This is a genomic window from Aliiglaciecola sp., from assembly GCF_039982535.1.
Taxonomy (GTDB): Bacteria; Pseudomonadota; Gammaproteobacteria; order Enterobacterales; family Alteromonadaceae; genus Aliiglaciecola.
Genome location: NZ_JBDWYG010000056.1, coordinates 33,596 through 59,901 on the forward strand (window position 1 = coordinate 33,596; position 26,306 = coordinate 59,901).

The following is a 26,306-nucleotide window of genomic DNA, read 5'->3' on the forward strand; positions in this document are numbered from 1 at the left end:
CTTATATTTTTGTTGCGACTACTGTTAACAGTGCCCGTTGTCCAATTGCCACATTTTCATTAGGAAAAACTATGGCTTCATTATCAAACTCACAGCGATATTGAGCTCCCGTTTCAGAGGCCAACAAATGCCCTTTTTCGAAGTCCGTAAAATTGGGGGTATCGCTATCGAAGTGTAATTTGAAATCTGCTTGATGCTTATTAATTACCTGATTAACCCGATAAATAAAGCATTTCTCGGGTGAAAACTCAGGTAATTTTAATTCTTTGTTGGCGATAAGCGCGGTTAGGGTTTCCCTAACGGCGACGAATTTTGACATATCATTTTCGCCGAAGCGTTGAACTTTGCCTAACTCAACAGTAAATGCGTGAGCCCCAAACTGGCGAGAAGAGTAATAACTAAAAGTAGTCGTGGGACTTTCAGAAAGTAAAAAGGTATTCACCCCACAAGCATATAAAAATGCCAGTTGTTCCAAGCTATGTTGTTTACCATGCAAAAAGGGATAAACGGCAAACTTGTCATTTTTAGAGGCACGAATTGCCGTGTGTAAATCGTAATGCAAACGCTCTGATGTTTCACTTCCTTGGGTGAAAAAATCCGCGACCACTTGCTCTAATTCTTGCGCTCGTTGGCGCTCGAAATTATGCTCGCCATCAGTGGAAGAGTGAGCACCGCTAAACAAGCGATTTAGATTTTCTTCAACAAAACGTTTTTCAATCGCCATCGACGGTAAATTGGCGAATATAACCAGAAGTCGATGTTGCGGAGTGAGCTCTAAACGGAGGATTTGTGACACTAGGTCATCGCAGATCTCAATGGGTGCGGTTTCGTTACCATGCACGCCACAAGATATCACAATGTCCTTTAGTGAGGTACTCGCCGGGGTAAACTGAATGATCCCCGGACTACTGATGTTGACCGTGACACCATTGGCTAGAACAAACTCAATGGGCTGATTAAATAATTGAGGTTCGAATCTGGACAGTGCCAGAAATTGACCTGATAGAGTAAGTCTCTCAACTAACATATAACCTCTTAACGTTTAAATAATAGCAGTGTATAGCCAATCATCGTAATACAAAGTCTGCGAACGGCTTTAAGCTGGCCTAGACATAAATGACTGTGACGTCCCCACCATCAAATCTGTATGGTATAGCTGTATAAAGTCCAAGCGAGGAATCGCTTTTGAAAACAGAAAACCCTGTCCGCATTCAATACCAATCTCCCGAAGCATGTGCATTTGTTCAACGGTTTCAATGCCTTCTGCAACTATGTCACACTGCAGTGCCCGCCCAATCACTTGAGCAGCTTCAATAATGGCTAGATTCACGGGGTTTTCTTCTAATCTTAAAACAAAAGTCTTATCTATTTTTATGGCATCTAACGACAGATCACGAATATAGGCTAAATTCGAGTAACCCTTACCAAAATCATCTACCGATACTCTCATTCCTAATGCGCGGGCTTCTGATAACTGGCGTTTAACCATCAATGAATTGGATAATGCCACATCTTCAGTTAATTCAAGCTCTAAGCAGTTTAAATCGATATCGTATAGCTTCTGTAATTCTCGTAATTTAGGAATGAATTTAAAGTCGTAAAGTTGGGTGGGGGACATATTTACCGACAACACAATATCGATGCCAAGCTGTTTAAACTGCAAGGCACTTTGGAAAGCCTTTTCTAGCGTCCAGTTTCCCAATTCATTCATCATATTATAGGATTCAGCCGCTTCGATTAACGCACCTGGAAATAAGACTCCGTCTAGGGGATGGTTCCATCTAAGTAGACACTCGGCACCCACTATTTTTAGGGTGTTTAAATTAACTTTGGGTTGGAAATAAATTTCTAACTCATCATTTTGAAAAGCCCGTTTCAAATCAGCTTTTAACGCTAAAGAACGCCCACTTTGGCCTTTTTGACTCATATTGAGAATATGTAAATTCTCGTATTTATTTTCTTTAGCTTGTTTTAACGCAGACTCTGCCGCTGCCAAAAGCTTAATTGTGTCTTGATTACCTGGCTCATTGGCTACAGCCCCCACATTGAAGTCAGCAATAAACGCATGACCATCAAAATTAATTGGGGTTTTGAAGTGTTCAACTAAATGATTAAAGTGGTAACGAAGCTGTCTATCACCATGTCGACCGGGGATCACAATGCCAAAAATATCCCCACTCATTCTACCGAATAGGATTTCTCGTCCAAATAAATACTTAATACGATTAGCAATGGCCAACAAAATAATATCGCCAACCTGGTAACCAAGAGAACTACTTACATCTGAAAAGCGCACAACATCGATTAACATTAAGGACAACTTGTTATCGTGTTTCACCGCTTCATCGATACGATCTAAAAATGCATATCGATTTGGAATGGTTGCTAACGTTTGATGAGCTTGACCCATTTTATTTTTCTTATTAGGCGCACTGCTAGGCAATTAATAAGATTCTATACGTATCTGGGTGCAAAAGAAAAGGCTCAATTAAATAATTGAGCCTTTTCATAAGTTATTCGCTGCTTTGTTCATCAAACCGCTAATTTAGCTGAGCTCAACCTGCCCTTCTCAGCCAATTTATTAACTTCAGAAATCTTGCTCTACTTTACACGCATCCAACTTCCAGATTCGGTCTACGTAATTTTGTATGGAGCGATCTGAGGTAAATTTACCCATTCTCGCGCAATTCAGAATGGCCATACGCGCCCACTCTTTACTGTCTCGATAGGCTTTATCTACTTCTTTTTGGGCATTTGAATAAGCTTCAAAATCTGCCAACACATAATAGGGATCACCACCATCTAGTAAACTATGCTTCAATGAAGATAAAGCACCGGGTTTCCCAGGAGTAAAGTAGTCGGTTTCTAACCAATCTAAAATAGCCTTAAGTTCGGCGTTTTGATAATAATAATCGTAAGGGTTGTAACCTTGAACACGCAGCTCCTCGACATCTTCTACGGTTAAACCAAAGATGAAAATATTTTCATCTCCTACTTCTTCAGCGATTTCTATATTTGCGCCATCCATAGTACCGATAGTCAGAGCCCCATTTAATGATAGCTTCATGTTGCCTGTGCCTGATGCTTCTTTACCGGCTGTTGAAATTTGCTCAGACAAGTCAGCTGCTGGGATCATTTTTTCTGCCAAGCTCACACGGTAATTGGGTAAGAACACCACTTTTAACTTCTTATTCACCCTTTCATCATTATTAATACGTTCAGCAACCATATTAATGGCGTAAATAATGTCTTTGGCTAGTTTGTAACCAGGGGCGGCTTTTGCGCCAAACAGAAAGACTCGAGGATGCATATCATAGTCAGGGTTTTCCAATAACCTGCGATATAACGCCATAATGTGCAACAAATTAAGATGTTGTCGCTTATATTCGTGTAATCGTTTGATTTGTATATCAAAAATGGCTTTTGGATCTATCTCAATACCAGTTAGGTTTTTCACCTCACTGGCTAAAGCAATTTTATTGTTAAGCTTAATTTTCATAAAGTCTTTTTGGAACTTTGCTTCGCCAGCAAACTTCTCAAGATCTTTCAACTTGTCCAACTGCAAAGGCCAATCAGTACCGATTTTTTTATCAATTAATGCTGATAATTTGGGATTACAAGCTTTTAGCCAACGACGAGGAGTAATGCCATTGGTAACATTAGTTAGCTTGCCAGGCCACATTTGATCAAACTCTGGAAACAGGTTGCTTTTAACTAACTTAGAATGAATTTCAGCCACGCCATTGACCGCAAATGAACCTATCACCGATAGATTCCCCATTCGCACCATTTTATCGTTGCCTTCTTCAATGATAGACAACTTTTGTTTGATCTTATTATCCCCAGGCCACTTTTTTTCCACTTCGGCTAAAAAGCGTGAGTTAATTTCGTAAATAATTTCTAAATGGCGAGGTAGTATTTTTTCAATCATTCTCGCGGGCCACTTCTCTAGCGCCTCCGGCAATAAAGTATGATTTGTATAAGCGAAGGTTTGATGACATATTTTCCATGCATCATCCCAATCCAATTCAGCTCTGTCGACCAAGATACGCATTAACTCGGGGATCGCGATGGCCGGGTGGGTGTCATTTAATTGGATAACAACCTGTTGAGAAAAGCGGCTCCAATCGTCTCCATGGGCACGCTTGTAGCGTCGAATAATATCTTTGAGTGAACAGGCACAGAAGAAGTACTGCTGTATTAAGCGCAGCTCTTTACCGGCTTCAGTTTCATCATTGGGGTATAACACTTTGGAAATGGTTTCTGCTTGCACATTTTCAGATTGTGCATCTACATAACCACCAGCATTGAACACATCCCAATTAAAATAACTTGAAGCTTGGCTTTGCCATAGGCGTAAAACATTGACTGTTTTGCCGCCAAACCCCACCACCGGGATATCCCACGGAATCCCTTTTACAATAGAACCAGGGTGCCACTCTTTAAGGATACGACCGTTTTCACCATATTTAGTTTCTACATAACCAAATAAAGGCACTTCTTGAATGGACTCAGGACGGCATATTTCCCATGGGTTACCATAATCACGCCAACTATCAGGTCGCTCAATTTGTGCGCCATTTTTAATTTCTTGACGGAACAAACCATTCTCATAGTGAATACCATATCCTACTGCAGGCAAATCCATTGTCGCTAAAGAGTCTATAAAACAAGCAGCTAAACGCCCTAAACCACCATTACCGAGTGCCATATCTGGCTCTTCTTCCATCACATCGGTCAAACTAACCCCTAGCTCTTGAAGGGCTTGTTCGGTGACCTCGAATAATCCCAAATTATGCAGATTATTGGACATTAACCGGCCCATTAGGAACTCAGCTGAAAAGTAATGTACTGCGCGGGTATCGTTTAAGTAATGGGATTTTTGCGTGCGGCGTAAACGCTCAAGGACTTGTTCTTGTACCGCAGCACATGCTGCTTTCCACCATGCGTGGTTATTAGCTTTATTTTCATCTGTTCCTAAGGAACAATGAAGGTGACGAACAATTGAATCTTTAATATCACTTTTACTGAGCTTTTCGGGCTCATCTAAAGTTTTGCTTCTAAGATTAACTTTTGGCATGACGGAATTTCCCACAATGACAGCTCACAATTTAGTTAAAAACTGTAATAAAATTACAGTTTCCATTATGACCGTAGTTGTAGCAGGAAATTCCATCCGATTCTGTTAAAAAATTGTTAAATATTGCGTTTTTTTTGACTTTTTTATAAAAAAATCGATTTTATTAACAAATTTCAAACCCAATAAACGCATTTTTTAAACGTTTTTCGATTTAAACACCCCATCTACCAAGTTTTGAGCTTCATTTAGCAGACTATCTAGGTGTGTTTCACCATTAAAACTCTCTGCATAAATTTTATAAACGTTCTCGGTACCCGAAGGACGCGCAGCAAACCAACCATTTTCGGTACTTACTTTCACTCCGCCGATAGCTGCATTATTACCAGGCGCATGAGTTTGGATGTTGTTGATTTTCTCTCCCGCTAATTCGGTAGAGGTAATAACCGACTTATCCATCTTGCTTAACACCTGTTTTTGCTCATGACTAGCTGCAACATCAATGCGTTTATAACTTGGTGAACCAAATTGCTCAGTTAACTTTTGATAATGCTCACCTGGATCGATGCCAGTCACTGCCATGATTTCTGCGGCCAACAAACAAAGAATAATCCCGTCTTTATCCGTTGCCCAAGGTTGTCCATTTCTGCGTAAGAAAATACCACCTGCACTTTCTTCTCCAGAAAAACCAAATTCACTGTTGAGCATACCTTGTACGAACCACTTAAAGCCTACCGGCATTTCAGATAACTCTCGACCGAGAGATTTGGCTACACGGTCAATCATACTGCTGGAAACTAAGGTTTTACCAATCTTCAAATTACTCGGCCAGTCACTACGGTGCTGGTAAAGATAATTAATTGCCACTGCAAGGTAATGATTAGGATTCATTAGCCCAGCGGTTTTGGTGACGATGCCGTGACGATCGAAATCCGGGTCATTACCAAAGGCTACATCAAAATCTTGACGAAGCTCAATGAGTCCAGCCATGGCATAGGGAGAAGAACAGTCCATACGAATTTTGCCGTCTTTATCACGGTGCATAAATCCAAATTGTTGATCGACTTTGTTGTTCACCACTTTAATATTTAAGTTGTAACGGTCGGCAATTTTATCCCAATAACCTAAACCCGCTCCCCCTAGAGGATCCGTTCCTAAGCTCAAGCCAGCTTCAGATATTGCTTTCATGTCTACGACTTGATCAAGCTCATTAACGTATTGCTGGCACAAATCAACTTCTTGAACAAACTCAGATTTCATTGCTGAATCAAAGTCCACTCGTTTTATTTCACTGCATCCCGCGGCAATAATACGATTTGCTCTATCTTGAATCCAATTTGTGGCATCGCCGTCTGCAGGACCTCCATGAGTAGGATTATATTTAAACCCACCGTCTTCAGGTGGATTGTGGGAAGGAGTAATGACCACACCGTCAGCCAAACCTGATTGTTTACCACGGTTGTAATTAAGAATCGCGTGAGATACCACAGGAGTAGGCGTATACCCTCGGGCTTCTTGAACAATCATATTGACCTGATTTGCACCTAACACTTCAACCGCAGTAATAAATGCAGGCTCTGACAACGCATGGGTGTCCATACCAATATACATAGGACCAGTGGTATTTTGAACACTACGATATTCAGCTAATGCCTGACATATAGCCGCAATGTGCACATCGGTAAATGTATTTAAAAAAGCACTACCACGATGACCAGATGTTCCGAACGACACAGCTTGCGTTGGGTCGTCTAAATTTGGTTTATTGGAATAATAAGCGCTAACTAAACGCGCAACGTTGACTAGTTGTTCTGGAGCTGCCGGCTGACCTGCCTGTGGATGAATTGCCATAGTAATCCTAGTAGTGAGTTTAAGTGAATTTACGCTTTAAATATTTTACCTAATCGTTCTACGTTACTTTTAGAATACCCCAATATAGTGGCGGTATTGGTTAGCATAGTACATTTTTTATCGGTATTGTTATTTGTTACTACCCAATATTCAGAACCGGGTATTTGTTTTGGATTAGTACTACTACCTGTTTTTAATAATGTATTTTTGTCTGTCGCAAAATAAAGTCGACCTTTACCTTTTATTTCCAATACAGCGTTAAAACGGTCTGGGTGTGTTTGATGCAATGCACCCAGCATCTTTAAAAAGCGTTCAACTTTGCTCATAGGCTGATCAAACGTCTCTTGATTCAACAAATCGAACAAGGAACTGGCATTCACTATTTCGTCGCTAGTTTGCTGTTCTTTAGTTTGTACTTCTCGGGATTTTTTAATTTTATTTATATCTTTGACTTCTTTATTTACTTCTGCAGGCTTAGACACGTCGACATTCGGGTTTTCCCCTGCTTCTAATCCTAATTCGTCAATCAAAATTCGGCGCAAAATGTCTGAAGCACTTTCACCGATATGCTTAGTTTGAGAGGCTATAAATCCATATAATTCGTCGTCGATGGTAATCGTTTTCATTTTTCTAATAACAGCTATTTAAAAGTGCCTCTATTATAAGACTAATGACATTTTTTTTTCAGTAAAAAATTTACATCTCTTTTTCTAGCTACCTGTATTCAATACTAAATAGTTACCATTACAGTTATTTTTAACGCCGAGACAAAATACAGGATTTATACGTGAGTATTAACCCCAAGGGTTACAGTGTTCACCCCATAGTCTAAAATTGAATTAACTGAGTGTTTAAGTTTCAGACACTAAAAAATAAAACAAGGTATCGCTGACTATGCATCCACAATTGCAACATGCCATGAACCAAGTTTCAGAACAGGTTATTGGCAAACATCAACAAATTAAATTAGCTTTTACCTGTTTGCTAGCTAATGGGCACCTACTCATTGAAGATTTACCGGGCATGGGCAAAACAACGCTTTCTCACGCACTTGCGGGGGTTTTTGGCTTAGATTTTTCTCGGATTCAATTTACTTCTGACTTACTGCCCGCCGATATGCTCGGTTTAAATATTTTTGATAGCACAAAACAATCGTTTCAATTTCACCCTGGTCCCATTTTTAACCAATTAATTTTAGCGGACGAAATTAATCGTGCGAGCCCCAAAACGCAAAGTGCTCTGTTAGAAGCCATGGAAGAAAAACAAGTGAGTTTAGACGGTGAAACTCGCGCCCTTCCCTCTCCATTTTTTGTTATTGGGACGCAAAACCCCATGCATCAATCAGGCACCTACCCATTACCTGAATCCCAATTAGATCGTTTTTTAATGCGTATTCAATTAGGTTACCCAGATTGGCAAGCTGAGAAAGCCATGCTGTTAGCACAAGATTTTAGCGGCAAACAAACACCGAAGCCGAGCTTAACCATCGCCGAGTTTACGCAGATGCAAGGGCAAATAACTAAGGTCAACGTATCTGACGCGATATTAGAGTACATACTAAAATTGGTCACCCATAGCCGTGAGAACGACGGCTTTCCGAATCCCTTATCACCAAGAGCAAGCAAAGCCCTAATGCAAGCATCTAAAGCGTGGGCATTTTTACACGGCAGAGACTATGTAATACCAGAGGATATCCAAGCAGTATTACCTTCAGTTGCCGAGCACCGTATGCGTGCCGCCATGTCAGACTTTAACGGACAAACCAGTTTGAGCGATAGGCTATTAGACGCTATTGATCCCCTGGCCGCATAATATGTTTGGATGGCAAACTGCGGCACAGAATTGGCTAAATAAACGTATTCCCCAAGCCAGTAAATACCAATTGAATTACCGCAGTATTTTTATTTTTCCCTCGCGTTTCGGCGGTCTATTTCTGCTCTTATGTTTTGGTTTGTTTATTTTAGGCACCAATTACCAAAATAATTTAATGATATTGTTGTGCTATTTTTTACTTTCTCTATTCCTACTAAATCTATTTAGTGCTTATCTCAATTTTGCCAAGCTAGAAATCCAATTAGGCAAAATTCAACATGGATTTGCCGGAGAAAAACTGCAAATTCCGGTTTGGTTCAACAATAATAAACGGGTTTCTCATGGGCTTCTCAAACTCAACTTTTGGAAATCCAAAAATAGCGTCACTATTGACTTAGACGACTCAAGCAACCCGGTGTATTTACCAATGGATTGTGTCACCCGAGGTAAATTAACATTACCTCGGGTGACACTCACTAGCACTTTCCCCTTAGGTCTAATCAGTTGTTGGACCCATTTAGCATTCACCTCAGAGATTTTTGTTTATCCTAAACCTTTAGAAAGTAAAGTTAAGTTATTCAATAAACATGATTCTGCACAGTTGAATGAGGCCGACACGACGATTAAAGGTCATGATGACTTTGATAGCTTAGCCCCTTACAAACAAGGGGAGCCTCTTTATCACGTTGCATGGAAACAGGTTGCTAAAGGTCAAGGTATGATCTCTAAGCAGTTTTCAAATCAATCCGGCGCAACAGGTTGGTTGATTTTAGCTTCACTTCACTCCCCTGATATAGAAATCAAACTTAGCGAGTTGTGTTTTCAAGTAATTGAATTAACCCGAAACAACAGCATATTTGGGTTGGACTTAGGAAACGTTAAGATTGAACCTAGTAGTGGACTGGAACATCAAAATGCATGCTTGAAAGCCCTAGCTCTTCATTCGCCCTATATAAAGGGTGTTGCATAATGATATCTTCTGCAAAAAACCACGCTCATATTATTCTTACCCTTGTTTTCCTGGGCATCAGTGTAAGTTTGCTCGAGCCTATTATGGGCTGGATTTTGATATTGGTAGTATGTGCAGTTGTTATGCGTAGCGCCCTGTATTTAGATTTACACAAACATGCGCCTTCGGTGCGAACTTTGAACCTTCTTGCTCTGTTAAGTGCAATAGTATTGGCCTATTTTAGCTTCCAGTTAGGTGTACTTCTGGGGATGATTAACCTATTAGTGTTAGCCTGCTCCTTGAAGTTGATGCAGTTGCGCAGTATCAAAGACTATTATCAATTAATCACCTGCTGTGGTTTTTTGATTGGTTGCGGCTTTATCTTTCAAAATAGCATTGGCTTTAGCGTTTTTTATTTGCTCCTGACATTGTTACTGCTACTTTCTCTAGCATGCCATATCAGCCCTAGCCTCGGACTTAATAAAAACCTCAAAAGCATCGCTGTTATGGGAGGACAGGCATTACCCATAGCCCTGCTATTGTTTATTGTATTACCTAAAATTGGGCCATTGTGGCAAATGCCTACCTCTAAATCTCATCAAACAGGATTAGCAGAGCAAGTTACCCCTGGAGACATAGCACAATTATCTCAAAGTGCAGAATTGGCATTTAGAGCAACATTTAAAGGCGCAATACCTACGCCACAAGAGCGTTATTGGCGAGCTTTAGTGATGGAGGAGTTTGACGGTAAAACATGGCGAGTTTCTTCTGAGCGTAAAGCCATCAAGGGTCAATACAAGCAATACAATAAGGAATTTAAGCCGACACTCAAAGGACGCTACTTTAGCTATGATGTGATTGCTGAACCTACGCATCAAAACTGGTTATATAGCATCGATATCGGAGTGCCTGATGGTCCGCAAAACAGCAGCAAAATTTGGCATAGCCACGAATACCAATTGAGTAATAACGGACCACTAGTGAGCAACTTCCAATATTCGCTGCGCTCATATCCTGATACTCCATTAAATCAAACATTGTATAGTGTTGACCGTCGTATTAACTTACAAAAACCCAATAAAGGAAACCCAAAAACCCAAGCTTGGGTAAATAAATTGCAGCAACAATATCCAAATGATCAGGATTTCATAAACCAAGTTCTGGCTTTTTTTGCCGAGCAACCATTCGTGTACACTTTGCAGCCTCCATTGATGCAAACCAATGCAATAGATACGTTTTTATTCGAGCAGCAACAGGGATTTTGTTCTCATTATGCATCCGCAATGGCGTATATTTTGCGCTTGGCAGACATTCCAGCGCGCTTAGTAACGGGTTATCAAGGTGGCGAAATGCGCGAACAAGATTATATGAGTGTGTATCAATATGATGCCCACGCTTGGATTGAAGCTTGGCATTCTGATAAAGGCTGGCAACGGTATGACCCCACAGCAATTGTTGCTCCCAATAGAGTGGAATTTGGATTAAGAACTGCCATAGAAGATGCGGCAGAGCTAATTGACTCACCATTTTCGTTGAACCGTTTTAGCTCCATTGCTTGGTTGAACGATTTTAGGTTGTTATTACACGATATCGATTTCGTTTGGACTAAATGGATATTAGGATTCGATAGGCGTTCTCAAGAGGACCTAATTAAGTCACTCATCGGCGAGTTAACTCCGAAAAAATTGGCACTATTTGGCCTCAGTGTCATCGCACTTATTGGACTATTACTGGCATTTTTCTTTTTGCCATCGTTACACCGAAGAAAAGTTGATTGTATTACTCAGTATTATCAAAAATCCGAAAAGCTACTAGCCAAGTTACACATCTACCGTCCAATATCTCAAGGACCTATTGATTTTGCCGACAGCGTTCAACGCAAGCTTCCCAGTTCATTGCATCAGCCTTTTAACCAAGCCACCAAAATTTACGTGCAACATCAGTATACAAAAACCAACGAGCAGCAAAACTCCAAGAATAAAGCACGTATAAAACAACAGTGGCAGGTGTTAAAGAAAGCAGTAAATCGACAGTTGAAACACTAAATCTAGCACAACAACAAATTGCAACGTCAGGTTAACGCTGCAATTTAAAGTCATAAGTTGGTTTTAATATGAACCGTGACTTCTTCTCGGTCATGATACAAATGTTTTGCTTGCCACTCATAGTTAACGCCATGTTTTGCCATTATCTCTTGTACTAGTAGTTTTGCCTGGGTAACGGACTCGTATCTTTGTTTCATAGGTAGCTTTAGATTAAAAATAGCTTCCTTACACCACTCTTTCACTAACCAATTGGCCATTAATTTTGCAACACGTTGGGGCTGTTCAATCATATCGCACACTAACCATTGGACATTTTTTTTTCTTGGCTCAAATTTAAAACCATCTTCAGGGAAGTAGCTAACTTGCCCTGTTTCCATTAAGTTTTCGTCCATTGCGCCATTATCAACGGCTTGCACAAAAAGGCCTCGTTGCACTAATTGATAAGTCCAGCCACCAGGACAAGCACCTAAATCAACGGCATGCATACCTGGCTCAAATCGCTGTGCCATTTCTGCTTTAGGAATGAACGACTGAATTGCTTCATCCAATTTGAGGGTTGAGCGACTTGGTGCTGATGATGGAAAGCGCAAACGTAAAATACCCAAGGGATAAGCACTGTGCTTTTTAGGATTCGAGTAACCAAGGATCACTTCAGTACCTGTAACAAAAAATACGAACAAACAAGGTTTGTTACTTTGTTCTTTTGCCGTCAACAAATTATTTTTACGCAGATGTTGCCGTAAAGGCACTGATAGTTTTCGACATAACTTAGAAAGTTCTCGGCCATCGGTTGTATCAGCATGTTCAACCCGCAATTCACCAAAAATGCTTTGATCCTGCAATTGTTCGAGTATCGGTGATATGCGATCAGAGGTATCCGTTAATTCAAGAGGCTCTGAACTGGCAAACATTTGTCGAGCAAACACAAGCTCCTTCACCGCTAGTTGTTGAATTACCTTGTCAGCATCGCCATCTTGATGGCAAATAAATTGAACGAATCCAGATTTTTTTGTAAACCTTGGATAACCGTAAACACCCAATTGACTCAATTTTTCTTGCAGCTCAGAACATAAATCAGCTTCAAAACCTGCACGACAATAAAACAGTAGAGAATTAATTCTCATATTCGTAAGCTGCCACTAGTAAACACACCCAACCAGCCACAAAACATAACCCACCTAAAGGGGTGATGGGACCGACCCACTTTAAATTAGTGGTTGCCAAAATATATAAGCTACCGCTGAAAAATAATATCCCGAAAGCAAAGGATCGCGCCCCCCAGATTAGCCATTCATTTTTCCAATAAGCGTAAAAAACTAAAAACGTTATCATGGCTAGACTGTGGATCATTTGATATTGCACCGCAGTTTGGAAGTAACCTAACGAACTTTCAGTCAACATATCTTTTAAAGCATGGGCACCAAATGCGCCTAACAATACCGATAGTGCTGCGCTACAAGCAGCAAACATTAATAAAAACTTCATATTTGTTCCTTCATAAATTTTATCATTCGATGAACAGCCGAGCGAATATGCTCATCTGGCCCAATTCCAGTAGATTTAAGCGGTACAAAACTATGATCTGCTGCCGCTAAAAATTGAATATCTATATTGTTAGGAAGTTGGTAAGACTCCACCTGACTACGATTACCAAATGTATCCCGTTCTCCCTGAATTATCAGTATAGGTAACCTTGCATCATATAAATGCGCAGTCCGGAGTTTTTCCGGTTTACCCGGCGGATGGAAAGGATAACCTAAACAGATGACACCTTTTATTGCCTCAACGCCCTTGCCTTCGCTTTCGGATTCAAGCATTGATGCCATTCTTCCACCCATAGATTTGCCACCAACAAACAATGGTAGCTTTGTATCGGCACCATCTACTATCTCTGTAAAATCTTGCAATAATATATTAGCTCTGTCTGGTGGTTGACGTTTATTTTTTTCAGCTGCTCGCAGCATATATGGAAAATCAAAGCGCACAACTTCAACGCCGCCCTGACACAGTAAGGTAGCAATTTGCTGCATAAAATCACTGTGCTTATTTGCACCAGCACCATGGGCAAAAATGAAACGTGCGAATGGCTTTTCGGGGCTATCAATTAAGAGCTTCATCTTGATCCTCTTTTACCTGCTCCAATAGCCAATGCCTAAAGGTTGCAATTTTGCCTAGCTCAGCTTGGGATTCGTGACAAACCAGATAGTAACTGCTCTTACTCACTAAACGTTCCTCGAATGGACAAACTAAACGTCCAGACGCCAACTCCGGTCTGGCTAACACACTATTTGCAAGAGCAATTCCCTGGCCAAGAGCCGCAGCTTGAAGCACCATCATGGTATGGCTGAATATGGGACCTTGTTCTACTTTCACGCCGTTGACATGAAATTGTCTTATGAAAGTCTTCCAGCTTTCGCGGGTACTGTCGTGCAATAAACGATGGTGTTTAAGGTCTTTTAAGCTTTCCAATGGTTTAGTCCCATTAAACAACATTGGGGAGCAAACAGGTGTCAAATATTCAGTATGTAATTTGTCTACTTTTAATCCAGACCATTTACCACGACCATAATAAATGGCCACATCAACGTCGTCCTCCAAGAAACCATCATCAAAATCTATTGCTTTGATCCGAACGTCTATATCAGGGTACTGCTGACTAAATTGATTAACTCTTGGCACCAACCATTGAATTGCAAAGCTTGGAGGCATCGCCACCGTCAGAGCACCTTTAGCCCCTGCCGCTAATAGTCTTTCCGTGGCTAGGTGTAATGATTCAAACAGCTCTTTTAATTCTAGATAATAGCCTTGCCCTTGTTCCGTGAGCAGCAAGGAACGATTCTTTCTCAAGAATAATTTGATCGAAAGAAACTCTTCTAAACTTTTAATTTGATGACTAACTGCTGCTTGTGTAACAAAGAGTTCATCTGCCGCTTTAGTAAAGCTCAAATGTCTTGCAGCGGCTTCAAATGCTCTTAAGGCATTCAATGGGGGCAATCTGCGATTCATGACAAATCTTATTTTTGGTGGATTACCCTAAGGATAAACCAGAAACGCCTTACATTCATTAGTTTTTCTAATGCTTATCCATACTAAATGTCATTTTTAAGCTTCTAATTAATTGTATAAAATAGCTCCAAGTTAAAATTTTATATATATAAAACATTAACTTAATTGAGTGTTTTTGTTAAATAAATATGACAAAAATGATAATTTTAAATGAAAATAATTTAGAGAAAAAATGAAAAACTTAAAATATATTACCGTCGCAATCGCATTAAACGCTAGTGTTTGTGGTTTTGCCAATGCAAATGATACCACTGATATGGGTATGTCATTAGCCACTACCATTGATGCTTTACTTAAACAAAACTTAGATGATCTTCAACCATTGAATGCAATTGAAGCTTCTCAACTTTCTGTAGTATCTAAAGCAGCAAAGAAAGAACTACAACAATTTGTAGTTGAAATTGAAGAAACATCAAGTGCAATCAACAACACGGCGAAACTAACTGAATAAGTTCGCCGTTAGGTTATTAGTTAGCGCTAGTATCTAAAGGTGCAAAGCTTTTGACTAACTCGTCTAACTGTTTCATTTGTTGCAAATAAGGTTCTAATTTATCTAGCTTTAACGCACAAGGCCCATCACATTTCGCTTGATTTGGTTCAGGGTGAGCTTCAATAAACAATCCAGCAAGACCCAATGACATACCACTGCGAGCTAATTGAGCCGCTTGAGCTCTACGACCATCAGCAGAATCTGAACGCCCTCCTGGCTTTTGTAAAGCATGTGTGGCATCAAATATTACTGGAGCATAATCTTTCATTTCATCCATGCCAAGCATGTCAACAACTAGATTGTTATAGCCGTAACAAGAACCTCGCTCACACAAAATAACTTTGTCATTACCCGCTTCCAAAAATTTGTTAATAATGTGACGCATTTCATGGGCAGCTAAAAACTGAGGTTTTTTAACGTTAATGACGGCGTTGGTTTGTGCCATTGCCACTACCAGATCTGTTTGTCGGGCTAAAAACGCAGGTAACTGAATAACATCAACAATTTCAGCCACTGGTTGTGCTTGATGGGGCTCATGAACATCTGTAATAAGTGGTACATCAAAGGTATTTTTAATTTCTTCAAAAATTTTCAAACCTTCTTCCATTCCAGGGCCACGATAAGAATGTACCGATGAACGATTAGCTTTATCAAAAGAAGCTTTAAATACGTAAGGGATATTTAGTCGCGTAGTTACCTCTTTGTAATGTTCAGCAATGCGCATTGCCAAATCACGGGACTCAAGTACATTCATACCACCAAACAAAACAAAAGGTTTGTCATTAGCAACATCTACATTGCCGACGGAAATAGTGTGTTGATTATTCACTTAAATTAACTCTCTCGGTTAAAGGCATCATAATAATGACAGGCATAGTAGGAATATTACAGCGGGGAGTAAAGTAAATTTGTTACGTCAAAGTCTCTGCTGTTTATGATTTATCACCGGATGCAGATTTTGAGTTGAACAAACTTGCTTAAACCAAGGCAAGTTAAGCAAATTATCACTTATCTGGTATTCGTAAGCGGCGTTATTGCTAATGCAAAATGATATTAACTGCATTATCCCAATTGCGCATTTGCAGCTTTAATATTTGCGCAGAAGGATCTTGAGGGCAATGTTCTATGAAAAATTGATAATCCGCTTTAGCCACCTGAGGACATTCTAACTGATAAAGTAAAAAGCCTCGGTCACGGCGCTCATAAGGATCAGCAGGACAAAACTCAATCAATAGCTCCACAGCTCTAAGGGCCATTTGATAGTTTTCTTCTCGAATGTAGGAGGCTTTCAAATTATGTAGCAACCTCACCAAAATTTCTTCGGTAGTGGCAATATTAAGCGCATCAGAAGGCATTTCTTCATCTTCTGTTTCCCCAACAATACTAAAATATAAAGCCTCTAACTCTTGCCATTTAATTGTATTGCCATTAAGTGGGTCGATAAAACGCAATCGTTTATCTCGAGTTTGGAAACGGATCAAAAAGTGACCAGGAAAATTCACCCCAGCCACGTTAAAACCTAATTGATTAGCGATGGCAGAAAAAACAATGGATATTGTGACAGGGATCCCTGTGTGATAGTCGATTACTTTATCAATTAAACTATATCTAGAATTAAAGAAATCGTTTTCATCTCCGCTAAACGCCAACTCAGTATAAAAGCCATCAATTAGTTGCTGAAACCTTTCCAACTCAGATGCTTCTACGTCAATCTGGTTAGCGACTTTTTTAGCGAGAATATCAATTTGATCAGTATATTTTAAAATATCGATATCATTTTCAAATTGCTGAGTTAACAATAAACTCGCCAATAAAGAATTATTTTCGTTGATAGCATGATTAAGCGCTTTCACATTACCCTCAGACAACTTTGCATTATGTACTGTTATCGGGCTGAAAAAATTAAACTTAACCGCAATCGTTGCCTATTTTTTAGAGCCCAATAAGTGCTTGTTTACTAACCGCTAAATTAGCTGCCAATGCTAGACAGGCGATAGCAAGAGAAAAGCCTCCCCATTGTTTTAAGGTCGAATTGGCAGATTTCAGGACATAAAAGCCTAAACCAATGTAGGCAATAACTAAGATTATTTTTTGCCACAACCAAGGGTGTTGAATAGGATTAAAAGGTACTATAAAACATAATGTTATAGCTGAAACTAGCAAAATAGTATCAACAATGTGCGGGACTATTTTCACCCATTTTTTATGTAACAAAGTGGAGTTACGTTGTAACCATACAAAACGTAAGATAAACAAAATTATGCTAAGTGCCACAGCTGTGAGATGAAGATGTTTGGCCATCATGTACATAAAACGCCCTTTTTTAATTTTTATATTTCAATTGGTAAAATTTGAGCCTCAATATAAAGGAAGATAGGTAAAGCGACCAGTACTTTATAGTAAGTATCTGGTCAAACAGAAGGGCCAGTGGACGGTGTTAGCTAGGCTTAGGTATTTGCAGTTTGCTTCCCCTAACCTTGCTAAGATTGAGCTCTATTGAACAGGATCAGGGTATTGTTGCTGGATAGTTTCGAATTTATCAATATTGGCAAATAACATATCAACCAGTTTAGGCTCAAATTGTTTACCACGCGCTTGTGCGAAGGTGTCGAGAACTTTATCCAATGACCAAGCTTCTTTGTAGTTCAATTTACTGCGTAGAGCATCGTAAACATCGGCAACAGCGGTAATTCGACTATAAAGGTGTATTTCTTCGCCTTTTAAACCTCTAGGGTAACCGTTACCATCCCAGTGTTCATGGTGGTCGCGTGCAATTTCCGCAGCTGATTGAATAATTTGACGGCGAGAATCCTTTAACAAATCATAACCAATTTGTGCGTGCTCCTTGGCACTATCTTTTTCTTGCTCGTTAAGAGGGCCTGGTTTACTTAATATATGGTTGGGAACACTTAACTTTCCGACATCATAAAGCGGTAATGCCAAACTAAAAGTTTCAATTTGAGTTTCACAAAGACCATACTCAACAGACAAGACTTTGCACATCTCAACCATCCGCTGAATGCGCTTTCCAACGCTAAAATCTTTGTTTATAGCTGTACCTAAGCGCTCAATTATTTCACGTTGAGAGTCTTCAATATCCTTTGTAAGTAGCACATTATCAAAGGCAATTTGCACATTCTCGCTGAATATACTCAGAAGCTTTTTATCATAGGGATTCATTTTTCTGGGGATCCCAGATAGATACAATAACGCCCCGTTAGTATGTTTGCCCTGACAGTATGCCGCCACATATTCTTCGCCATAAACAAGTGACTTTTCTTCTATAGCTTTTTTACACGCTATGAGCCCCTCTCCGGAGACGACCTCCTCTAACAATGCACCTTCTTGGCCTTGATATTCACCTTTCCCAGTAAATAGGTAAAACTTTTCAGGTTCTAAAGTATCAATTGGATTAGGCGTAGCAACGGCAGAGGTAATATAGGCCGCATCTTTAGTTCCGCCAAGTAGCGAAGATAGTTGCTGAATAATTCCTTCAATAAAATTTTCTAAAGAACGGATAGTAAACAAATTTGCAGAGGCAGAGATGATTTTCTCTAAACCTTTTCGATTTTCTTCGATTACCATTATATCTCGATAAGAACGCAGAGAAGCGATGACGACGGTAAACAACTTTTGAGCAGTTAATTCAGTTTTCGATTTATAGTCATTGATATCATAGTTTAAAATGACATCACGCTCAGGCGCTTGGCCAGGTTGACCGGTACGTAAAATAATACGCGTAAAGTTGTTATGAAGCTCATTGCGAATATATTGTGCTACGTCTAATCCGGCCTCATCTGTCTCCATAACAACATCTAACAAAACAACTGCGATGTCATTGTGCTTTTGGAACAGTTCTTTGGCTTCAGCACCGCTATGGGCACTAATAAAACTCAGTCCTTTTTCCTGAAAAATAAAATCATTCAACGCAAGTCTAGTAACCGCATGAACTTCAGGTTCATCATCAACTATGAGGACTTTCCATACACCTTTCTGAACTTCAATTTCTTCATCTGTATCTTCAGCAAACAGAAACATATCAGACATAGCAAAACCCCATAGAAAATTATGCGAGATAATCTAACACTTAGAATCTTCCTGAGCCATAGAAATTTGAAATCCAATCAAGCAACTCAATACCCCAAGCAGTTTACTTCCCTCCAAAAGAAAGACAGAACTTCGTTTCCAATATTAATCACCCTTTAACATGGACACCCACCCGCTTTAACATGGACACCCACGCTTTACCAAACATCGCTTTAACATGGACACCCACGCTTTACCAAACATTATTGAGCTGATTGAATGATGGGTGTCTATGTTATTAACTTTAATTTACCCGAAGACGATGGCTGTCCAGGTTATTAACTTACCCGATTACGGTGGGTGTCCATGTTATTCATGCGGTGGGTGTCCTGGTTATTGGGTGTCCACGTTATTGTTTGACTAAACAAAACATTGATTAAGAAAGTAGGCGAAAGGTTTTATAATTGCTGATTGGATTACGGCTTTTGAGCTGCACTAATACGCGGTTGATCGTTCAAGTCTTTTTTGTGGAAAATATGAGTATATTGATATTGTGCGAATAGCTTAGCAAGATCTTCTGATTGATTGTATCCGTGTTCAATCATCAACCATCCTCCGCTTTCTAAATGCTTCAGCGATTGCTCAATGATAATCTTAATATCATCTAAACCATCCTTGCCGGAAGTTAACGCAGATGCAGGCTCAAATCGCACATCCCCTTCCAAAAGATAATGGCTGTCACTTTCCACATAAGGCGGGTTGCTTACTATTAAATCAAAGGTTCTTGCATTCAAGTTGTCAAACCAACTACTTTGCAGAAATTCAACATCTGGTACCTGATTGGCAATCCCATTACGTTTTGCCAGTGCCACCGCACTTTCAATAACATCTACTCCTGTTACTTGCCAATCAGGCTTTTCTTGAGCTAATGACAATGCTATTGCGCCTGTTCCCGTGCCTAAATCCAGTACTTTTGCTGTTTGACCTAAAGGTAATTGCAAGGCTTGTTCAACCAGTAATTCGGTTTCAGGTCGTGGGATAAGGGTATCTGGGGTTACTTCGAGGCTTAATGTCCAGAAATCCCGTGTGCCTATTAAATGAGCCACAGGATGTCCGATTTTGCGTTTTGTTACCAATTTTTGAAAATGAGATTGGATATCCTCATCGACAATTTTGTCCGGCCATGTCATCAGGTAGGTAGTTGATTGGCCCAGGCAATGTGCAAGTAAAAATCTAGCGTCTGTTTTTGGACTCTCGCCTGCCGATAAGTGCTGATACGCCCAATTCAATAGCTCTGAAATGCTCGAACCAGCAGTCAAACTTAAATTAGCTGCCATCAGACAAGGAAGCTAGCAGATCAGCTTGGTGTTCTTGCCTAATAGGTTCTAGCAACGCATTTACATCCCCTGCAATGACATCATCTAATTTATATAAGGTTAAATTGATTCGATGATCCGTTACCCGTCCTTGTGGGAAGTTATAGGTACGTATACGTTCTGAGCGATCTCCGCTTCCAACCAAGTTTCGGCGTGTGGAAGCCTCTTCAGCTGCACGTTTATCTTCTTCAATTTGAGTCAATCTAGATTGCAATACCGACATAGCTTTAGCACGGTTTTTATGCTGTGAACGTTCATCCTGACATTCCACCACAACGCCTGTGGGAATGTGAGTTAAACGAATAGCAGAATCGGTTTTGTTGACGTGCTGTCCACCAGCCCCAGATGCTCTAAAGGTATCCACTCTTAAATCAGCTGGGTTGATTTCAATGGCTTCTGATTCTGGGATTTCAGGTAACACAGCTACGGTACAAGCAGAGGTATGAATTCGGCCCTGAGACTCAGTTTCAGGTACCCGCTGTACGCGGTGTCCGCCTGACTCAAATTTCATAATGCCGTAAACACCGTCGCCAATAATATTCGCCACCACTTCTTTATAACCACCGTGCTCACCTTCGTTGGCATTGATAAGCTCTAAACGCCAACCTTGAGTCTCAGCATAGCGGCTATACATTCTGAATAAATCACCCGCAAAAATTGCGGCTTCATCACCACCGGCACCGGCTCTAATTTCTAAGAAACAGTTGCTATCGTCGTTGGGATCTCGTGGCAGCAGCAATATCTGTAATTCATTTTCTAAGCTTTCAATTTTCGACTTAGCTTCTTTAAATTCTTCTTGTGCCATCTCGCGCATTTCTGCGTCATCTTCTTGCATCATTTCTTGCGCAGATTCTAAGTCTTCCTGCGCTTGCTGATACTGTTTAAAGGCTTTCACCACGCCTTCTAATTGGGAATATTCTTTTGACAAGGCGCGAAACTTGTTTTGATCCGCAATAATTTCAGCGTTACTTAATAACGCCTGAACTTCTTCGAATCGTTCGATAAGAGTTTCTAATTTACTGACTACTGAATCTTTCATGGTTTTCCTGTTTATTCTTTTTCGACATCCAGACCCAATGTTTGCCGAAGCAATGACAATGTGTTTTGGTCTTGTTCTGATGCAGCGCGGCTCAGCGCTTTAGTTGGCGCATGAAGTAACGCATTGGTCAGCTTATTTGATAATTCTATCACGACTTCTTGCGGATCTTTGCCTTCGGCTAACTGGCCTAAAGCACGCTGTTGTAATTTAACTTTAACGTCATTATTTTGCTGCCGAAATAGCTTCAAAGAATCAATCGACTGTAACGAGTTTTGCCAATTACTAAATACTTGTGCTTGTTCTCGGATAATCAACTCAGCTTCATCTGCCGCTTGCTGACGACTAGCTAAATTCTGCTCGACAATATGTTGTAAATCATCGACCGAATATAAATATGCATCGTCCAGATCTGCCACTTCCGTCTCGATATCTCTTGGTACTGCAAGATCTACGAAAAAAATAGGTTTATGTTTACGATCCTTTAATGCACTTTCCACCATTCCTTTGCCGATGATGGGTAAGGTACTGGCAGTGGAACTGATCACAATATCGGCTTCATGTAATACATTAGGAATTTGCGCTAGAGTAATAACATTGGCGTTGATTTGTTCTGCCAAATCTTTTCCGCGACTTAGAGTACGGTTAGCAACCGTTATCGTATTCACACCGCTATTCGTTAGATGCTTAGCAACTAACTCAATGGTTTCACCCGCGCCAATTAACAATACTTTAGTTTTCGATAAAGATGAGAATATCTGTTTAGACAATTGTACTGCTGCAAAGGCAACCGAGACAGCATTTGCACCAATATCAGTTTCGGTTCGCACTTTTTTCGCCACTGAGAATGTATGTTGAAATAATTTTTCAAATTGGCTATTTACTGCCCCATAATTCTTGGCATTAATATAGGCTTGTTTTACTTGGCCTAATATTTGTGGCTCTCCCAATACTAAAGAATCTAAACCACTGGCGACGCGCATTACGTGGCGGATTGCCTCATCTTCTTCTAGCATATAACTGTGACAAATCAGTTCATTGGTATCTAAATTATGAAATGTGGCAAGCCACTGAACCAATTTATCAGCTAAAGAGTGCTTAGTTGACACATAAATTTCAGTGCGGTTACAGGTAGACAGAATAACCGACTCATCAGCTCCTAATTGCTCTCTCAAAGACGCAAGCGCTTCCACCATGGACTCCACGGGAAAGGCTACTTTCTCCCGTAAAACAACGGGGGCAGTTTTGTGATTAATTCCTACAGCAATCAGTGTCATTGAGAAATGCGAGTCAACCGTGCAACATTATTGGGAGCGGCATTGTACGCAAAAGCCAAAACTATTGAAAGTAGTCGAGCTTCTGTGTTCCCATATATACCAATATTTCAACTCAATTTTAGCTGTTTTTTATCTTAAGCTTTGATAAACGAATAAAATATCAACTAAATTTCAACTTGGCATTTTGCATGAAACCGATTTTTGTCATATCAGCCTGCTTGCTCTTACTGATTTTATCAGGTTGCGTCACATCAACTAAAATTAATCAAAGTATCGACAGTGAACGCCATCAACAGCAACTTTCAGATTTAACCCACTGGAAAATCAAAGGCCGTTTAGCGTTTAAAAGTGAACAAGAAAAAGTCAGTGCCTATATGAATTGGCAACAGCATGAAAATCAATTTGATTTGCAATTAAACACGTTTATTGGCACCAACATTTTAAAAATGCGCAGCGATGATAATTTTGCAAAGCTAGAAGTTGACGATCAAACCTTCACCGACTCTGACCCCAACAGTTTAATTTTAAAGGTAACGGGTTGGAATATTCCGGTGGAAAAACTCGGGCTTTGGGTAAAAGGCCAGCATACCGCCAAGGATAATGTTATTTACGACGAATATGGTTTAGTGAGTCAGTTAGAAGCTAAGTGTAAAAAGTGTGTACCTTGGACATTAACCTATTCAGATTACAAAAAAGTTGACATGTTATGGTTACCCCACGCTATACAACTAACCAACACCCAAAACATCGCGAACCAAATTAAAATTAAAATATCTTCTTGGCAGAAAATGTAATGACACAAAGCGAAAAACCTAAACAATGGTGGCCCAGCCCTGCAAAACTGAACCTTTTTTTACATATCACCGGACAAAACGAAAAGGGTTATCATTTATTACAAAGCCTATTTCAATTGGTGGATATTGGTGACCAACTGGCGTTCGAGACCACTGATGACGGCATTATTTCCTTAAAGACGCCATTAGATGGTGTCGCCGAGCAGGATAATTTAGTTTACAAAGCCGCTGAAAAATTGCAGCAACATTCCGGCAATCCATTAGGATGCAACATTTGGTTGGATAAAAAACTTCCTATGGGCGGCGGCATTGGAGGCGGCTCTTCTAATGCTGCAACCACATTAGTGGCGCTTAATGCTCTATGGAATACACAATTATCGTTATCTGAATTGGCGGAGATTGGCTTGACCCTAGGTGCCGATGTACCCATTTTTATCCATGGCAAAACCGCCTTTGCAGAAGGTGTGGGTGAAAAAATCACACCAACAGAGCTACCCTCACCTTTTTATTTGATTGTTTTTCCCAATTGTCATGTTTCCACCGCAGAAATATTTGCTGCGGATGATTTAATCCGAAATTCAGCTAAAATACAGTGGCAGGACTACGAATTTACAAAAACTCGCAATGATTGCCAAAAATTAGTCTGTGATCGCTATCCTAAAGTTGCAAATTTATTACGTCAGTTGTTAGAATACGCGCCGTCGAGAATGACAGGGACAGGAGCATGCTTATTTTCTGTTTTTGACACTTTCGATCAAGCTGAGCAGGTTAAACGTATCTTGCCTGAAGATTGTCAGGCGTTTGTCGCAAAAGGTATTAATACATCACCCTTACATGAGTATTTAGCTAAAATGCAATTAACCTCGGCTTAACTGCTGACAAACGCAATCTAGACTAAGCTCGCGGCAACCCTGAAACGCGATGAATCAATGTAATCATTGGTTACCCTTAACACTTTCGCACTGAGGAAATTTCTTGTGCCGGACATGAAGCTTTTCGCTGGTAATGCAGTACCAGAACTCGCCCAAAAAGTAGCAGATAGACTTTATACTAAACTTGGCCACGCTAGTGTGGGCCGCTTCAGTGATGGTGAAATTAGCGTCGAAATACATGAAAATGTACGTGGTTCTGACGTTTTTATCATTCAATCTACCTGTGCCCCTACCAATGATAACCTAATGGAATTGATCGTAATGATCGATGCACTTCGTCGCGCATCTGCGGGTCGTATCACTGCTGTAATTCCTTATTTTGGTTATGCTCGTCAAGATCGACGAGTTCGTTCGGCACGTGTTCCTATTACCGCTAAGGTTGTTGCTGATTTCTTATCGAATGTAGGCGTTGACCGGGTTTTGACCATCGACTTGCACGCAGAACAAATTCAAGGTTTCTTCGATGTGCCTGTAGACAACGCATTTGGTACACCAATATTACTAGACGATATGCGCCAACGTGATTTTCATAATCCAGTGGTCGTGTCTCCAGATATTGGTGGTGTAGTGCGAGCCAGAGCCATGGCAAAACTCCTGAATGACACCGATTTAGCAATTATTGATAAACGTCGTCCTAAAGCTAATGTGGCGCAAGTGATGCACATTATTGGTGACGTAAATGATCGAGATTGCATCATTGTTGATGACATGATTGATACCGGTGGTACTTTAGGTAAGGCTGCTGAGGCATTAAAAGCGCACGGTGCTCGAAACGTTTACGCCTATGCGACTCATGCTATTTTCTCTGGAAATGCGGTAGAAAATATTCAAAACTCAGTGATTGATGAAATTATCATCACCGATAGTATTCCTCTTGCAGATGATATAAAAGCATTAAGCCGAGTTAAACAACTAACCTTGTCTAACATGCTAGCTGAAGCGATTCGTCGTGTAAGTAATGAAGAATCAATTTCTGCGATGTTTGAATATTAAGCCTTAAACACGCCAGTAAAATTGTAAGAAAGCCGTTTGATTTAATAATCCAACGGCTTTTTTTGTGCACTTTTATAAAATGTAATTGTCGAACTATCGTGTTATACATATTTGTATATTGTTCAAAATAATATTGATGGGATAAAAATGAATAGGTTACTTTGTCTATTTTCCATAGTCTTTTTTGCAGGCTGTTCTGGCACTGACACTACCGATGCCAACTCCCCTGCCGAACGTGAAGCTCAATCCAATATAGAGTTGAAAAAAACCAACACCAGTAAAACGTCACAAGAGGAACCAGAAATGCTTACCATTACCGGCACTATTGTATATAAAGGCATGGAAGGCGGCTTTTTTGGTTTAGACGCAAATGATGGTAAAAAATACATGCCCAGAGGTATGAACAAAGAAATGCTGAAAAATGGCATGATAGTGCAAGTAAAAGGTTACATATTAACTGACGTATTAACCTTTCAGCAGTATGGCCAAGTTCTAAAAGTGGTAGAAGCCACGGAGATAGGTCGCAGTGAAATTGGCCAAGAAGACTTTAAATAAGTTTTTTGTGTATGCCAGAAAGACATG

General features: G+C 40.1%; 24 protein-coding genes. 8 read left to right on the top strand and 16 right to left on the bottom strand.

Going from position 1 to position 26,306, the window contains the following annotated elements; translation table 11 throughout:
- Window position 1: 1 nt before the first annotated feature.
- The 5 genes from astE to seqA all read right to left on the bottom strand — a co-directional run bounded on the left by astE (window position 2) and on the right by seqA (window position 7,554).
- Window positions 2-1,027, bottom strand: coding sequence for a succinylglutamate desuccinylase (astE, locus tag ABJV04_RS16425; RefSeq protein ID WP_348492667.1), 1,026 nt, complete (start codon window positions 1,025-1,027; stop codon window positions 2-4).
- Between the two features lie 69 nt (window positions 1,028-1,096).
- Window positions 1,097-2,410 (bottom strand): bifunctional diguanylate cyclase/phosphodiesterase, encoded by a 1,314-nt coding sequence (locus ABJV04_RS16430; protein WP_348492668.1) that lies wholly within the window; start codon window positions 2,408-2,410, stop codon window positions 1,097-1,099.
- 177 nt (window positions 2,411-2,587) lie between these two features.
- Window positions 2,588-5,080 (bottom strand): glycogen/starch/alpha-glucan phosphorylase, encoded by a 2,493-nt coding sequence (locus ABJV04_RS16435; RefSeq protein WP_348492669.1) that lies wholly within the window; start codon window positions 5,078-5,080, stop codon window positions 2,588-2,590.
- A 195-nt stretch (window positions 5,081-5,275) separates the two neighbouring features.
- Window positions 5,276-6,928: a phosphoglucomutase (alpha-D-glucose-1,6-bisphosphate-dependent) gene (gene pgm / locus ABJV04_RS16440; protein WP_348492670.1), complete on the bottom strand. Its 1,653-nt coding sequence runs from the start codon at window positions 6,926-6,928 to the stop codon at window positions 5,276-5,278.
- 29 nt (window positions 6,929-6,957) lie between these two features.
- A complete protein-coding gene (gene seqA / locus ABJV04_RS16445; RefSeq protein WP_348492671.1) occupies window positions 6,958-7,554 on the bottom strand; it encodes a replication initiation negative regulator SeqA in 597 nt (198 codons plus the stop codon).
- A gap of 268 nt (window positions 7,555-7,822) precedes the next feature.
- On the opposite strand from seqA, the gene ABJV04_RS16450 reads away from it, so the two are divergent.
- The 3 genes from ABJV04_RS16450 to ABJV04_RS16460 are packed head-to-tail and all read left to right on the top strand — an operon-like array spanning window position 7,823 to window position 11,734.
- Complete coding sequence (locus tag ABJV04_RS16450; protein WP_348492672.1) at window positions 7,823-8,740, top strand: MoxR family ATPase; 918 nt, start codon at window positions 7,823-7,825, stop codon at window positions 8,738-8,740.
- A gap of 1 nt (window position 8,741) precedes the next feature.
- Entirely contained in the window at window positions 8,742-9,710 is a 969-nt protein-coding gene (locus ABJV04_RS16455) for a DUF58 domain-containing protein (protein ID WP_348492673.1), read from the top strand.
- Window positions 9,710-11,734 carry a DUF3488 and transglutaminase-like domain-containing protein gene (locus ABJV04_RS16460; protein ID WP_348492674.1) on the top strand — a complete coding sequence of 675 codons (2,025 nt, stop codon included), beginning with the start codon at window positions 9,710-9,712 and terminating at the stop codon, window positions 11,732-11,734. The genes ABJV04_RS16455 and ABJV04_RS16460 overlap by 1 nt, the downstream gene beginning before the upstream one ends.
- Before the next feature lie 50 nt (window positions 11,735-11,784).
- On the opposite strand, the gene rlmM is transcribed toward ABJV04_RS16460, so the two are convergent.
- The 4 genes from rlmM to ABJV04_RS16480 are packed head-to-tail and all read right to left on the bottom strand — an operon-like array spanning window position 11,785 to window position 14,740.
- The gene (gene rlmM, locus ABJV04_RS16465) at window positions 11,785-12,858 is read right to left on the bottom strand and encodes a 23S rRNA (cytidine(2498)-2'-O)-methyltransferase RlmM (protein ID WP_348492675.1); all 1,074 of its coding nucleotides are present in this window, start codon (window positions 12,856-12,858) and stop codon (window positions 11,785-11,787) included.
- On the bottom strand, window positions 12,848-13,219 hold the full coding sequence (locus ABJV04_RS16470) for a DUF423 domain-containing protein (protein WP_348492676.1): 372 nt from the start codon (window positions 13,217-13,219) through the stop codon (window positions 12,848-12,850). Before ABJV04_RS16470 ends, rlmM begins: the two co-directional genes overlap by 11 nt.
- Window positions 13,216-13,851 carry an alpha/beta family hydrolase gene (locus ABJV04_RS16475; RefSeq protein ID WP_348492677.1) on the bottom strand — a complete coding sequence of 212 codons (636 nt, stop codon included), beginning with the start codon at window positions 13,849-13,851 and terminating at the stop codon, window positions 13,216-13,218. Before ABJV04_RS16475 ends, ABJV04_RS16470 begins: the two co-directional genes overlap by 4 nt.
- Window positions 13,835-14,740, bottom strand: a complete 906-nt coding sequence (locus ABJV04_RS16480) for a transcriptional regulator GcvA (protein WP_348492678.1) — start codon at window positions 14,738-14,740, stop codon at window positions 13,835-13,837. Before ABJV04_RS16480 ends, ABJV04_RS16475 begins: the two co-directional genes overlap by 17 nt.
- A gap of 232 nt (window positions 14,741-14,972) precedes the next feature.
- On the opposite strand from ABJV04_RS16480, the gene ABJV04_RS16485 reads away from it, so the two are divergent.
- Window positions 14,973-15,251, top strand: coding sequence for a hypothetical protein (locus ABJV04_RS16485; protein WP_348492679.1), 279 nt, complete (start codon window positions 14,973-14,975; stop codon window positions 15,249-15,251).
- A gap of 16 nt (window positions 15,252-15,267) precedes the next feature.
- Here ABJV04_RS16485 and kdsA read toward each other — a convergent pair whose 3' ends face one another.
- From kdsA to hemA, 7 genes are all read right to left on the bottom strand, one after another.
- A complete protein-coding gene (gene kdsA / locus ABJV04_RS16490) occupies window positions 15,268-16,119 on the bottom strand; it encodes a 3-deoxy-8-phosphooctulonate synthase (protein WP_348492680.1) in 852 nt (283 codons plus the stop codon).
- 208 nt (window positions 16,120-16,327) lie between these two features.
- A complete protein-coding gene (locus ABJV04_RS16495; protein ID WP_348492682.1) occupies window positions 16,328-17,143 on the bottom strand; it encodes a tetratricopeptide repeat protein in 816 nt (271 codons plus the stop codon).
- Window positions 17,144-17,222: 79 nt separating this feature from the next.
- Window positions 17,223-17,600: a SirB2 family protein gene (locus tag ABJV04_RS16500; RefSeq protein WP_348492683.1), complete on the bottom strand. Its 378-nt coding sequence runs from the start codon at window positions 17,598-17,600 to the stop codon at window positions 17,223-17,225.
- Between the two features lie 183 nt (window positions 17,601-17,783).
- On the bottom strand, window positions 17,784-19,337 hold the full coding sequence (locus ABJV04_RS16505) for a DUF3369 domain-containing protein (RefSeq protein ID WP_348492684.1): 1,554 nt from the start codon (window positions 19,335-19,337) through the stop codon (window positions 17,784-17,786).
- A gap of 455 nt (window positions 19,338-19,792) precedes the next feature.
- Window positions 19,793-20,653 carry a peptide chain release factor N(5)-glutamine methyltransferase gene (prmC, locus tag ABJV04_RS16510; protein ID WP_348492685.1) on the bottom strand — a complete coding sequence of 287 codons (861 nt, stop codon included), beginning with the start codon at window positions 20,651-20,653 and terminating at the stop codon, window positions 19,793-19,795.
- The gene (gene prfA, locus ABJV04_RS16515) at window positions 20,643-21,731 is read right to left on the bottom strand and encodes a peptide chain release factor 1 (protein ID WP_348492686.1); all 1,089 of its coding nucleotides are present in this window, start codon (window positions 21,729-21,731) and stop codon (window positions 20,643-20,645) included. The genes prmC and prfA overlap by 11 nt, the downstream gene beginning before the upstream one ends.
- Before the next feature lie 11 nt (window positions 21,732-21,742).
- Complete coding sequence (gene hemA, locus ABJV04_RS16520) at window positions 21,743-23,005, bottom strand: glutamyl-tRNA reductase (protein ID WP_348492687.1); 1,263 nt, start codon at window positions 23,003-23,005, stop codon at window positions 21,743-21,745.
- A gap of 188 nt (window positions 23,006-23,193) precedes the next feature.
- Between hemA and lolB the strand changes: the two genes are divergently transcribed.
- From lolB to ABJV04_RS16540, 4 genes are all read left to right on the top strand, one after another.
- Complete coding sequence (lolB, locus tag ABJV04_RS16525; RefSeq protein ID WP_348492688.1) at window positions 23,194-23,799, top strand: lipoprotein insertase outer membrane protein LolB; 606 nt, start codon at window positions 23,194-23,196, stop codon at window positions 23,797-23,799.
- The gene (ispE, locus tag ABJV04_RS16530; RefSeq protein ID WP_348492689.1) at window positions 23,799-24,671 is read left to right on the top strand and encodes a 4-(cytidine 5'-diphospho)-2-C-methyl-D-erythritol kinase; all 873 of its coding nucleotides are present in this window, start codon (window positions 23,799-23,801) and stop codon (window positions 24,669-24,671) included. Before lolB ends, ispE begins: the two co-directional genes overlap by 1 nt.
- 105 nt (window positions 24,672-24,776) lie before the next feature.
- Complete coding sequence (locus ABJV04_RS16535) at window positions 24,777-25,724, top strand: ribose-phosphate pyrophosphokinase (RefSeq protein ID WP_303477011.1); 948 nt, start codon at window positions 24,777-24,779, stop codon at window positions 25,722-25,724.
- 147 nt (window positions 25,725-25,871) lie between these two features.
- Complete coding sequence (locus ABJV04_RS16540; protein WP_348492690.1) at window positions 25,872-26,279, top strand: hypothetical protein; 408 nt, start codon at window positions 25,872-25,874, stop codon at window positions 26,277-26,279.
- Window positions 26,280-26,306 lie beyond the last annotated feature (27 nt).